The following is an 11,724-nucleotide window of genomic DNA, read 5'->3' as shown; positions in this document are numbered from 1 at the left end:
TTGTCACCACGGGTTGTGTCTGATGAGCTGTGGCTTCGGACACAACGGTCGCCCCCGGCAAAGCAGCGCAAGGGAGATGTCGTGAGCAATGAAAGCCTGGCCAACCTCTTGAAGGAGGAGCGTCGCTTCGCGCCGCCGGCGGAGCTGGCTGCCGCCGCCAACGTCACGGCGGAGGCGTACGAACAGGCCAAGGCTGACCGGCTCGGCTTCTGGGCCGAGCAGGCCCGTCGGCTGACCTGGGCCACGGAGCCGACCGAGACGCTCGACTGGTCGAACCCGCCGTTCGCCAAGTGGTTCGCCGACGGGAAGCTCAACGTCGCGTACAACTGCGTCGACCGCCACGTGGAGGCCGGCAACGGCGACCGCGTCGCGATCCACTTCGAGGGTGAGCCCGGCGACAGCCGGGCCATCACCTACGCCGAGCTGAAGGACGAGGTCAGCCGGGCAGCCAACGCGCTGACCGAGCTGGGCGTCCGGAAGGGCGACCGCGTAGCCGTCTATCTGCCGATGATCCCCGAGGCAGTCGTCGCGATGCTGGCCTGCGCCCGCATCGGCGCCGCCCACTCCGTGGTCTTCGGCGGCTTCTCCGCCGACGCGATCGCCAAGCGCATCGAGGACGCCGACGCCAAGGTCGTCATCACCTCCGACGGCGGGTACCGCCGGGGCAAGCCCTCCGCGCTCAAGCCCGCCGTGGACGAGGCCGTGAGCCGCGTCGAGGGCGTCCGGCACGTCCTCGTCGTACAGCGCACCCAGCAGGACGTGGCGTGGACCGAGGGCCGCGACGTGTGGTGGCACGAGATCACGCGAAAGCAGTCCGCCGAGCACACTCCCGAGGCCTTCGACGCGGAGCACCCGCTCTTCATCCTCTACACCTCGGGCACCACGGGTAAGCCGAAGGGCATCCTGCACACCTCCGGTGGCTACCTGACGCAGGCCGCGTACACCCACCACGCCGTCTTCGACCTCAAGCCGGAGACCGACGTCTACTGGTGCACGGCCGACATCGGCTGGGTCACCGGCCACTCGTACATCACGTACGGACCGCTGGCGAACGGCGCGACGCAGGTGATGTACGAGGGCACCCCCGACACCCCGCACCAGGGCCGCTTCTGGGAGATCGTCCAGAAGTACGGGGTCACGATCCTCTACACCGCGCCCACGGCCATCCGCACCTTCATGAAGTGGGGCGACGACATCCCCGCGAAGTTCGACCTGAGCAGCCTGCGGGTGCTCGGGTCGGTCGGTGAGCCGATCAACCCCGAGGCGTGGATCTGGTACCGCAAGAACATCGGCGGCGACCGCTGTCCCATCGTGGACACCTGGTGGCAGACCGAGACCGGCGCGATGATGATCTCGCCGCTGCCGGGCGCGACCGAGACCAAGCCGGGCAGCGCCCAGCGCGCCCTGCCGGGCATCTCCGCCACCGTCGTCGACGACGAGGCGAACGAGGTGCCGGACGGCGGCGGCGGTTACCTGGTCCTGACCGAGCCGTGGCCCTCGATGCTGCGCACCATCTGGGGCGACGACCAGCGGTTCATCGACACGTACTGGTCGCGTTTCGAGGGCAAGTACTTCGCCGGTGACGGTGCCAAGAAGGACGAGGACGGCGACATCTGGCTGCTCGGCCGCGTGGACGACGTGATGCTCGTCTCCGGGCACAACATCTCCACCACGGAGGTCGAGTCGGCGCTCGTCTCGCACCCGGCGGTCGCCGAGGCGGCGGTCGTGGGCGCGGCGGACGAGACCACGGGGCAGGCCATCGTGGCGTTCGTGATCCTGCGCGGCACGGCGAGCGCCGAGGACGAGGGGCTCGTCGCGGACCTGCGCAACCACGTGGGCGCCACGCTCGGTCCGATCGCCAAGCCGAAGCGGGTCCTGCCGGTGGCCGAGCTGCCGAAGACCCGGTCCGGCAAGATCATGCGCCGTCTGCTGCGGGACGTCGCGGAGAACCGGGAGCTCGGTGATGTCACCACGCTCACCGACTCGTCCGTGATGGACCTCATCCAGACGAAGCTTCCGGCCGCTCCCAGCGAGGACTAGGGCCCTCTGTACGGAAAGGGCACCCGGCGCCAAGCGCGCCGGGTGTCCTTTTTGCCCTTAGGGTGAAGATCACTGGATTCGTCCGGGCGCACGTTAGGTAAGCTAAGGATCGCGTCAACATCGCGACAAGACGATGCGACGAGAAAACGTGACAAGTAGTACCTAGGTGCGCCGGGAAGTCTGGTCGGCATGTGCTCAGCCCTGCCTACCCGACCGGAGGTCGACTCACGTGTCCGCGCCCGTCCCCAGCAACAACGACCGCAAGGTGCTCGGACGCCTTTCCCTGCCCGAGCGGAACTTCGTCGCGGAAGCCCTGCGCGCCGAGACCGTCGGCGGCGTGCTGCTGCTCGTCGCCGCCGTCGCCGCTCTGATCTGGGCGAACACGGCAGGCGGCTCGTACGACTCCGTCCGGAACTTTCACCTCGGGCCCGGCTCCCTCGGCCTCGACCTCTCCGTCCAGCACTGGGCGGCCGACGGTCTGCTCGCCGTCTTCTTCTTCGTGGCCGGCATCGAACTCAAGCGCGAGCTGGTCGCGGGCGACCTGCGCGACCCCAAGGCGGCGGCACTGCCCGTCGTCGCGGCGCTCTGCGGCATGGCGGTGCCCGCGCTCGTCTACTTCCTCACCAACACCGCGGGTGGCGGCTCACTGGACGGCTGGGCGGTGCCGACCGCCACCGACATCGCCTTCGCGCTCGCGGTCCTCGCCGTCATCGGCACCTCACTGCCGTCCGCGCTCCGCGCCTTCCTGCTGACCCTCGCCGTCGTCGACGACCTCTTCGCGATCCTGATCATCGCGGTCTTCTTCACCAGCGACCTCAACTTCGCCGCGCTCGGCGGCGCCGTCCTCGGCCTCGTCGTGTTCTGGCTGCTGCTCAGGAAGCGGGTGCGGGGCTGGTACATCTACGTTCCGCTGGCGCTCGCCACCTGGGGCCTGATGTACAACAGCGGCATCCACGCCACCATCGCGGGCGTCGCCATGGGCCTGATGCTGCGCTGCCACAAGGAGGACGAGAGCGAGGAGCACTCCCCCGGCGAGCACATCGAACATCTCGTACGTCCCCTCTCCGCGGGCCTTGCCGTGCCGCTGTTCGCCCTGTTCAGCGCCGGAGTGGTGGTCACGGGCGGCGCGCTCGGCGATGTCTTCACCCAGCCGGAGACGCTCGGTGTGGTCCTCGGCCTCGTGGTCGGCAAGGCCGTCGGCATCTTCGGCGGCACCTGGCTCGCGGCGCGCTTCACCAGGGCGGAGCTGAACGACGACCTGGCCTGGCCCGACGTGTTCGCGGTCGCCTCACTGGCGGGCATCGGCTTCACCGTCTCGCTGCTGATCGGCGAGCTCGCCTTCACCGAGAACCCGCTGCTCACCGACGAGATCAAGGCGGCCGTCCTGACCGGCTCTCTCATCGCGGCGCTGTTCTCCGGGATCCTGCTGAAGATGCGTAATGCCAAGTACCGCAAGCTGTGCGAGGACGAGGAACGCGACGACGACCTCAGCGGAGTCCCCGACATCTACGAGATGGACGACCCGGAGTACCACCACCGGATGGCCGCGATCTACGAGAAGAAGGCCGCGGAACACCGGAGGCTTGCCGAAGTAGCGGTTGGGGAACGCGAGGATGGCAACGGTCCGGCATGATCTGAGCAGACATATCTCAGAAGCAATCAGAAGAGAAAAAGGGGAGAACGCGATGAGCTCACCCGACGGCCCCGTCGGCGCCGAGCGCAGCCTCGGCCAACTGGTCGCCACGGCGACCGGTGAGATGTCCGCGCTGGTCCACGACGAGATCGCGCTGGCCAAGGCGCAGCTGCGGCAGGACGTCAAGCGCGGCGCGATCGGCGGCGGCGCGTTCGCCGCGGCCGGAGCGGTCCTCATCTTCTCGCTGCCGATGCTGAGTTTCGCGCTCGCGTACGGCATCCGTACCTGGAGCGGCTGGAACCTCGCCGTCTGCTTCCTGCTGTCCTTCGCCGCGAACGTGCTGGTGGCCGGGTTGCTCGCGCTGATCGGCGTCGTCTTCGCGAAGAAGGCCAAGAAGGGCAAGGGCCCGCAGAAGGTCGCCGCTTCGGCCAAAGAGACGGCTGCCGTACTGGGGAACGTCAAGCCGCATCCCCGTGCCGTGGGCCCCGCGGGTGCTGTCGACGTCCGAATCGGTGAGACGGGGGCCACTGTGGCACGCTCGTCCTCATGACGGACCCCGCCGCCCAATCGGCCCATTCCTCCGCCTCGGTCGTACGCGCCGAGGGACCCTGGACCCACCGGGATGTGGCCGCCAACGGCGCGCGCTTCCACATCGCCGAGATGGGGGACGGGCCGCTGGTCCTGCTCCTGCACGGTTTCCCGCAGTTCTGGTGGACGTGGCGGCACCAGATGGTGGCGCTCGCGGACGCTGGTTTCCGTGCCGTCGCGATGGACCTGCGGGGCGTGGGCGGCAGCGACCGCACGCCCCGCGGCTACGACCCGGCGAACCTCGCCCTCGACATCACCGGTGTCGTCCGTTCCCTCGGTGAGCCGGACGCCGCGCTCGTCGGGCACGACCTGGGCGGGTACCTCGCGTGGACGGCGGCCGTGATGCGGCCCAAGCTGGTGCGCCGCCTCGCCGTCTCCTCGATGCCGCATCCGCGGCGCTGGCGCTCGGCGATGCTGTCGGACCGCAAGCAGACCGCGTCGGCGTCGTATGTGTGGGGCTTTCAGCGGCCCTGGGTACCGGAACGTCAACTTGTCGCCGACGACGGCGCCCTGGTGGGCCGTCTGGTGCGGGACTGGTCCGGGCCCGGACTGCCGGACGACGAGGCGGTCGAGACGTACCGGCGGGCCATGTGCATCCCGTCGACGGCGCACTGCTCGATCGAGCCGTACCGCTGGATGGTGCGGTCGATGGCACGCCCCGACGGCATGCAGTTCAACCGTCGCATGAAGCGCCCGGTGCGGGTGCCGACGCTGCATCTGCACGGCTCGCTCGACCCGGTGATGCGGACGAGGAGCGCGGCGGGATCGGGCGAGTACGTCGAAGCGCCGTACCGCTGGCGCCTCTTCGACGGCCTCGGACACTTCCCTCACGAGGAGGATCCGGTGGCCTTCTCGACGGAACTCGTCAACTGGCTGAAGGACCCCGAGCCCGACCGCTGAGGGCCCGTGAGGCAGATCGCTGACGGGTTCATGCGAACGTCTGTCCTACGAACGCCAATTGCCTCGCGCATAGGCCAATTGGGGCCCCTGAGCGCGATTACCGACCATGGGGCACGGGCAGACGTCGGGGTATGGGCTGGACGCACGACTACAGTGACGTAGCACGCAATCGCCGCTCGGCCACAGCGCTGAACAGCCGCGAGAGGGGCGGGCCGCAGGACCCGGGCCATCACGGCCCCCCTCAAGAAATGGGCATTCCCCACATCCTCCGCCGGAGGGCACGCTGGGTCTCCGCGCGGCTCCGGCACACCCGCGACTGACCCCGTTCTCCTCCAGGGCCTCCGACCGCCGCTCCAGAGCCACCGACACAGGCCCTAGAGCGCGCAGCCCTCGCTGTCCACCTCTTGGTTGGCGGTGCGGCCCTTCTCGATGTCCTCGCGCACCTCGTCCGCCGTCAGCGCATAGCCGGTGTCCGGGTCGTCGAGGGACTTCGCGAAGACCACGCCGTAGACCTTGCCTTCGGGCGTGAGCAGCGGGCCTCCGGAGTTGCCCTGGCGGACGGTCGCGTAGAGCGAGTACACATCACGGCGCACGGTGCCCCGATGGTAGATGTCCGGGCCCTTGGCCGTGATGCGCCCGCGCACGCGCGCGGGACGCACGTCATAGGGCCCGTCCTCGGGGAAGCCCGCGACGATGGCGCCCATGCCGCTCGCCGCGTCCTTGGACGTGAACTGCAGGGCCGGTGCCCGCAGCGTGGGCACGTCCAGTACGGCGATGTCGCGCTCCCAGTCGTAGAGGACGACCTTGGCGTCGTGGATCTGGCCCTGATCGCCTATCTGGACCGTCGGGTCGTCCACGCCGCCGACCACGTGCGCGTTGGTCATCACGCGGCGGTCCGCGAAGACGAAGCCGGTGCCTTCGAGGACCTTGCCGCAACTGCGGGCCTCGCCCCGGACCTTCACGATGGAGCGCTTCGCCTTCGTGGCGACCGCGCTCTTGGCGAGCTTGGGGTCCGGAGGCTTGACCTCCGTGATGGGCTCGTCCGAGAACGGGCTGAAGACCTGCGGGAAGCCGTTGCGCGCGAGGACCGAGGAGAAGTCCGTGAACCAGGTGTCGGCCTGGCCGGGCAGGGCGCGGTCGACGCCGAGCAGCACCTTGGAGTTACGGACTTCCTTGCCGAGCGTCGGCAGCGTCGCACCCGCCAGGAGTGAACCGATCAGCCAGGCGACGAGGAGCATCGCCACCACGTTCACCAGTGCGCCGCCCGTCGCGTCAAGGGCCCGGGCCGGCTGCCAGGTGATGTATCTGCGCAGCTTGTTGCCGAGGTGCGTGGTGAAGGCCTGCCCGATGGAGGCACAGACGATCACGATGACGACGGCGATCACCGCCGCCGTCGTACTCACCGTGGCCGCGTCGTCGTCGTTGAGCGCGTCCCAGATGACCGGCAGGAGATAGACGGCCACGAGACCGCCGCCCAGGAACCCGATCACCGAGAGGATGCCGACCACGAAGCCCTGGCGGTACCCCACGACCGCGAACCACACCGCGGCGAGCAGCAGCAGGACGTCCAGCACGTTCACCGATTCAATCCTCGCCTCGCATCGCGGCCGCCGTTCCACGCAACCTTGTCATGCGCGCCAGTCGAGCGGGACCTGCCTGCCGCGGTCCCAGGGGCGCTCCCAGCCCGCGAAGTGCAGGATTCTATCGATCACGCCGGCCGTGAAACCCCAGACCAGGGCGGACTCGACAAGGAAGGCGGGCCCGTGGTGACCGCTGGGGTGTATCGCCGTCGCCCGGTTCGCCGGGTCCGTGAGATCTGCCACGGGAACCGTGAAGACCCGGGCCGTCTCGTTCGGATCGACGACGCCGACCGGCGTCGGGGTCCGCCACCAGCCGAGGACGGGCGTCACGACGAAGTCGCTCACGGGGATGAACAGGCGCGGCAGCTCGGCGAAGAGCTGGACGCCGCGGGGGTCGAGGCCCGTCTCCTCCTCGGCCTCGCGCAGCGCGGCACGCAGCGGGCCCTCGCCCTGCGGGTCACCGTCCTCGGGGTCGAGGGCGCCGCCGGGGAACGAGGGCTGCCCCGCGTGCGACCGGAGGGAGCCCGCGCGCTCCATCAGGAGTATCTCGGGGCCTTTCTCGCCCTCTCCGAAGAGGATCAGTACGGCGGACTGGCGTCCGGCGCCGCTCTCCGGGGGCAGGAAACGGCTCAGTTGGAGCGGCTGGACCGTCTGCGCGGCATGGACGACCGGGTCGAGCCAGGAGGGCAGGCCTGCGGTGCTGAGCAACTCTCCTTGGGGCCCTTGGGGCTGACGGCCCGCGTGGGTCGCTTGGGTCGTGTCACCGTTCTCGGTGGCGTTCGTCGTCTCGCTCGCGTGCGTCATCGGCACCCCCGTCCGTATCTGGACAACGCTCTTTCCCCTGCCGTTCGTTCCACCCTGCGTCGCTGTCGTCTCATCCCGCGGCGAGCGGGGGCGCCGGCTTGCCGGGGTAGTCCGGCGGCGGCTTGAGGCGCTGGCCCGGGAAGCCGCCCATCTCGTACTTCAGCAGCTTCTTCGCCTTCTCCGGGTCGGTCTCCCCCTCCCCGTACGACGGGCAGAGCGGGGCGATCGGGCAGGCGCCGCAGGCGGGCTTGCGGGAGTGGCAGATGCGGCGACCATGGAAGATCACGCGGTGCGACAGCATCGTCCACTCGCTCTTCGGGAAGAGCGCGGCGACCGCGGTCTCGACCTTCACCGGGTCGGTCTCCTCGGTCCACTTCCAGCGCCGCACCAGACGGCCGAAGTGGGTGTCCACGGTGATGCCGGGGACACCGAACGCGTTGCCGAGCACCACGAACGCGGTCTTGCGGCCCACGCCGGGCAGCTTCACGAGATCGTCGACGCGGCCGGGGACCTCGCCGCCGAAGTCGTCCCGCAGCGCCTTCGCCAAACCCATGATCGACTTGGTCTTGGCGCGGAAGAACCCGGTCGGCCTGATCAGCTCCTCGACCTCCTCCGGGACGGCCGCGGCCAGGTCCTCCGGGGTCGGGTACGCGGCGAAGAGGCGCGGGGTCGTCTGGTTCACGCGCAGGTCGGTGGTCTGGGCGGAGAGGACCGTGGCGACCAGGAGCTCGAAGGGGTTCTCGAAGTCCAGCTCCGGGTGCGCGTACGAGTAGACGTCCGCGAGCTCCCGGTTGATCCGCCGGGCGCGGCGGACGAGGGCGGCGTGGGACTCGGGCGCCTTCTTGGGTGCGGTGGCCTTCTTGGCCGCGGTTTTGGGTGCGGTGGCCTTCTTGGTTGGCGCGGCCTTCTTCGCCGGGACGGCGGTCTTCTTGGCGGCGGCTTTCGCGGACTTCTCGGACTTCTCGGACTTCTCGGACTTCGTGGGCTTTGCCGCCGTCGTCGTCTCAGTCGTCGTAGCCGTCGTCGGTTTCGTCGTCTTCTTCGTGCTCACAAGGCCGACCTCATCGCAGGGGACATCAGGAAACCTGTCCGATTTGTCGCTTCGTCAGGGGTGTAGGACGCGTGTTCGCCCACAGCGGAATCGCGGATTTCGGCCACCTGCCCAGCCCCCTCGGCCTGCGCTCTCACCGGCTTTTTGGACACCCGGCCAGCCTAGAGCCCGGCACTGACATTCGCCCTTGACCCCCTGGATCGGCCCCCAATTGGCCCCCTCCCGCACAGCTTGCGACGCCGGTGCGGCAGACTTGTGACTGATCACACTGTTTGGACCGTCCGGCAAAATGGGGAACACGGACCCCTGATATGCGGGGGAATCAAGATCCCCTGAGCAGGTCGACAAGGAGAGAACTCGTGGACGACGTTCTGCGGCGCGCCCCGCTCTTCGCGGCGCTCGATGACGAGCAGGCCGCGGAGCTCCGCGCCTCCATGAGTGAGGTGACGCTCGCGCGCGGGGATGCTCTCTTCCATGAGGGTGACCCCGGAGACCGCCTTTATGTGGTCACCGAGGGCAAGGTGAAGCTCCACCGCACCTCGCCCGACGGGCGCGAGAACATGCTCGCGGTGCTCGGTCCCGGCGAGCTCATCGGTGAGCTTTCGCTCTTCGACCCGGGCCCGCGGACCGCCACGGCCTCCGCGCTCACCGAGGTGAAGCTGCTCGGCCTGGGCCACGGTGACCTCCAGCCCTGGCTGAACGCCCGGCCCGAGGTGGCCGCCGCGCTGCTGCGCGCCGTCGCGCGGCGCCTGCGCAAGACCAACGACCAGATGTCCGACCTGGTCTTCTCCGACGTGCCCGGGCGTGTGGCCCGCGCGCTCCTCGACCTGTCGCGCCGCTTCGGTGTGCAGTCCGAGGAGGGCATCCACGTCGTGCACGACCTCACGCAGGAAGAGCTGGCCCAGCTGGTCGGCGCCTCCCGCGAGACGGTCAACAAGGCGCTCGCGGACTTCGCGGGCCGCGGCTGGCTGCGGCTCGAGGCCCGCGCCGTGATCCTGCTGGACGTGGAGCGGCTGGCCAAGCGGTCGCGCTGACGCCGCATCTGTACTGACGCAGTACCTGTACTGATGCTTTAGCAGTACCTGTACTGACGCTTTATCTGTACGTCGATGGGTCCCGCCTCCTGAGAGGCGGGACCCATTCGCGTTGTGCGGGCCCCTGGGTCCGACGGGCGGCAGGGCGCCGTCAGATCAGCCCGTGCTCCCGCAAGTAGTCCAGCTGCGCCCTGACCGAGAGCTCCGCCGCGGGCCACAGGGAGCGGTCCACGTCGGCGTACACGTGCGCGACGACGTCGGAGGCCTCCGCGTGGCCGTTCTCCACGGCCGTCTCGACCTGGGCGAGCCGCGTGGCGCGGTGGGCCAGGTAGAACTCGACGGCTCCCTGCGCGTCCTCCAGGACCGGCCCGTGCCCCGGCAGGACCGTGTGGACGCCGTCGTCGACCGTCAGGGACCGCAGCCGCCGCAGGGAGTCCAGGTAGTCGCCGAGGCGGCCGTCGGGGTGCGCCACGACCGTCGTGCCGCGGCCGAGGATCGTGTCGCCCGTCAGGACCGCCTGATCCGCGGGCAGGTGGAAGCAGAGCGAGTCCGCCGTGTGGCCCGGGGTCGCGACGACGCGCATCTCCAGGCCTCCCGTGGTGATGACGTCGCCGGGTGCCAGACCCTCGTCCCCGAGCCGCAGAGCGGGGTCCAGGGCCCGCACAGGGGTACGGGTCAGCTCGGCGAAGCGGGCGGCTCCCTCCGCATGGTCGGGATGGCCATGCGTGAGCAGGGTCAGGGCGACGTGCTTGCCCAGCTTCTCGGCCGTCTCGATGACACGGCTCAGGTGGGCGTCGTCCTGGGGGCCTGGATCGATGACCACGGCGAGCGGGGAGTCCGGCTCGGACACGATCCAGGTGTTCGTGCCGTCGAGGGTCATCGCGGAGGGGTTGGGCGCGAGAACGTTGACCGCGCGGGCGGTGGCGGGGCCGCTGAGGACCCCGCCGCGGGGCTGGCCGGGGAGGGCCGCGGCATCGGTCATGCGGGGGTGACTCCTGTCTGGGGCGGGCGGGGGCCCAGCGGGGGTTGTGTGTGGCGCCGGGCCTTCAGGGCACGTACGGGATGTTCCCGGGAACCCTTCACTTCTTCCGAGAACGTCACCGCTTGCCGAGAAACCGTCACTACTTGCCGAGAACCCGTCACTGCTTCTCGCGAACCCGTCACTGTTCCCCGCCCGCTCCCACCCGCTTGGTGAACTCGTCGTGCCCCGGCCAGGAGAGCACCAGCGTGTCGTTCTCCAGGCGGGCCTGGGCCAGGACCGGCGTCATGTCCTGGTCCGGGGCGGCGGCGAGGGCCGCGCGGGGTGTCGGGTGGGCGCTCAGGGACCGCAGGGTCGCGATGGTGGGCGGCATCATCAGGAGTTCGCCGTCGTCGTAGCGGGCGGCCGCCTCCGAAGGGCGGATCCAGACCGTGCGGTCCGCCTCCGTGGAGGCGTTGCGCGTGCGCTGGCCCTCGGGGAGTGCGGCCACGAAGAAGAACGTGTCGTAGCGCTTCGGCTCGAACTCGGGGGTGATCCAGCGCGCCCACGCGGCGAGCAGATCGCTGCGCAGGTACAGGTTCCGGTGGTCCAGGAACTGCGCGAAGGAGAGTTCGCGGGCCACCAGGGCCTTGCGGTCCGACTCCCAGTCGTCGCCCGTGGTGTCGCCGACGACCGTGTCGGGCGTCCGCCCCGCGAGCAGGACGCCCGCTTCCTCGTACGTCTCGCGGACCGCGGCACAGACGATCGCCTGGGCCTCGGCCTCGTCGTCGACGCCGAGGCGGGACGCCCAGGACGCGCGCGTGGGACCCGCCCAGCGCACCAGGTGGTCGTCGTCGCGCGGGTCGACGCCGCCGCCCGGATACGCGTACGCGCCTCCGGCGAAGGCCATGGAGGCGCGTCTGCGCAGCATGTGTACTTCCGGCGCGCCGTTCCCCGCCTCGTCCCACCCGTCCCTGAGCAGCATGACGGTCGCGGCGCGGCGCGGGGCGGCGGGTGTCAGCTCGCCGCTCGCGAGGGCGCGGATGCGGTCGGGCCACTCCGGGGGGTACCACTGCCCATTTGCCATGGGCGGAGGCTATCCCCTAGTGAGCTGATGTTCGAGAGGCAACTATCGG

Annotated in this window: 11 protein-coding genes; 6 read left to right on the top strand and 5 right to left on the bottom strand. The window is 69.8% G+C overall.

Annotation, left to right across the window (positions count from 1 at the left end):
• The first annotated feature begins 81 nt into the window (after window positions 1-81).
• From acs to NOO62_RS22030, 5 genes are all read left to right on the top strand, one after another.
• On the top strand, window positions 82-2,040 hold the full coding sequence (acs, locus tag NOO62_RS22050; RefSeq protein ID WP_268772615.1) for an acetate--CoA ligase: 1,959 nt from the start codon (window positions 82-84) through the stop codon (window positions 2,038-2,040).
• Between the two features lie 229 nt (window positions 2,041-2,269).
• On the top strand, window positions 2,270-3,673 hold the full coding sequence (gene nhaA, locus NOO62_RS22045; RefSeq protein WP_268772614.1) for a Na+/H+ antiporter NhaA: 1,404 nt from the start codon (window positions 2,270-2,272) through the stop codon (window positions 3,671-3,673).
• A 52-nt stretch (window positions 3,674-3,725) separates the two neighbouring features.
• Window positions 3,726-4,223, top strand: coding sequence for a phage holin family protein (locus NOO62_RS22040; RefSeq protein ID WP_268772613.1), 498 nt, complete (start codon window positions 3,726-3,728; stop codon window positions 4,221-4,223).
• A complete protein-coding gene (locus tag NOO62_RS22035; RefSeq protein ID WP_268772612.1) occupies window positions 4,220-5,161 on the top strand; it encodes an alpha/beta fold hydrolase in 942 nt (313 codons plus the stop codon). The genes NOO62_RS22040 and NOO62_RS22035 overlap by 4 nt, the downstream gene beginning before the upstream one ends.
• Before the next feature lie 131 nt (window positions 5,162-5,292).
• A complete protein-coding gene (locus tag NOO62_RS22030; RefSeq protein ID WP_268772611.1) occupies window positions 5,293-5,481 on the top strand; it encodes a hypothetical protein in 189 nt (62 codons plus the stop codon).
• 54 nt (window positions 5,482-5,535) lie between these two features.
• Here NOO62_RS22030 and NOO62_RS22025 read toward each other — a convergent pair whose 3' ends face one another.
• From NOO62_RS22025 to nth, 3 genes are all read right to left on the bottom strand, one after another.
• Window positions 5,536-6,741: a MarP family serine protease gene (locus NOO62_RS22025; protein WP_268772610.1), complete on the bottom strand. Its 1,206-nt coding sequence runs from the start codon at window positions 6,739-6,741 to the stop codon at window positions 5,536-5,538.
• A gap of 48 nt (window positions 6,742-6,789) precedes the next feature.
• Window positions 6,790-7,545 carry an NUDIX hydrolase gene (locus tag NOO62_RS22020; protein WP_268772609.1) on the bottom strand — a complete coding sequence of 252 codons (756 nt, stop codon included), beginning with the start codon at window positions 7,543-7,545 and terminating at the stop codon, window positions 6,790-6,792.
• A 70-nt stretch (window positions 7,546-7,615) separates the two neighbouring features.
• The gene (gene nth / locus NOO62_RS22015) at window positions 7,616-8,596 is read right to left on the bottom strand and encodes an endonuclease III (protein WP_268772608.1); all 981 of its coding nucleotides are present in this window, start codon (window positions 8,594-8,596) and stop codon (window positions 7,616-7,618) included.
• A gap of 359 nt (window positions 8,597-8,955) precedes the next feature.
• On the opposite strand from nth, the gene NOO62_RS22010 reads away from it, so the two are divergent.
• Entirely contained in the window at window positions 8,956-9,630 is a 675-nt protein-coding gene (locus NOO62_RS22010) for a Crp/Fnr family transcriptional regulator (protein WP_016642758.1), read from the top strand.
• Between the two features lie 151 nt (window positions 9,631-9,781).
• Here NOO62_RS22010 and NOO62_RS22005 read toward each other — a convergent pair whose 3' ends face one another.
• Both NOO62_RS22005 and NOO62_RS22000 read right to left on the bottom strand, forming a co-directional pair.
• Window positions 9,782-10,612: an MBL fold metallo-hydrolase gene (locus tag NOO62_RS22005; protein WP_268772607.1), complete on the bottom strand. Its 831-nt coding sequence runs from the start codon at window positions 10,610-10,612 to the stop codon at window positions 9,782-9,784.
• 178 nt (window positions 10,613-10,790) lie between these two features.
• Window positions 10,791-11,675, bottom strand: coding sequence for an NUDIX hydrolase (locus tag NOO62_RS22000; RefSeq protein WP_268772606.1), 885 nt, complete (start codon window positions 11,673-11,675; stop codon window positions 10,791-10,793).
• Window positions 11,676-11,724 lie beyond the last annotated feature (49 nt).

It is taken from the genome of Streptomyces sp. Je 1-369 (assembly GCF_026810505.1).
Taxonomy (GTDB): domain Bacteria; phylum Actinomycetota; class Actinomycetes; order Streptomycetales; family Streptomycetaceae; genus Streptomyces.
This window is presented reverse-complemented; position numbering and strand designations above follow the sequence as displayed.

Bases quoted from the DNA above. Each gene is read 5' to 3' on its own strand.
- NOO62_RS22040 (WP_268772613.1), top strand. From the start codon at position 3,726: ATGAGCTCACCCGACGGCCCCGTCGGCGCCGAGCGCAGCCTCGGCCAA.
- NOO62_RS22035 (WP_268772612.1), top strand. From the start codon at position 4,220: ATGACGGACCCCGCCGCCCAATCGGCCCATTCCTCCGCCTCGGTCGTA.
- NOO62_RS22030 (WP_268772611.1), top strand. From the start codon at position 5,293: ATGGGCTGGACGCACGACTACAGTGACGTAGCACGCAATCGCCGCTCG.
- NOO62_RS22020 (WP_268772609.1), bottom strand. From the start codon at position 7,545: ATGACGCACGCGAGCGAGACGACGAACGCCACCGAGAACGGTGACACG.
- NOO62_RS22005 (WP_268772607.1), bottom strand. From the start codon at position 10,612: ATGACCGATGCCGCGGCCCTCCCCGGCCAGCCCCGCGGCGGGGTCCTC.
- NOO62_RS22000 (WP_268772606.1), bottom strand. From the start codon at position 11,675: ATGGCAAATGGGCAGTGGTACCCCCCGGAGTGGCCCGACCGCATCCGC.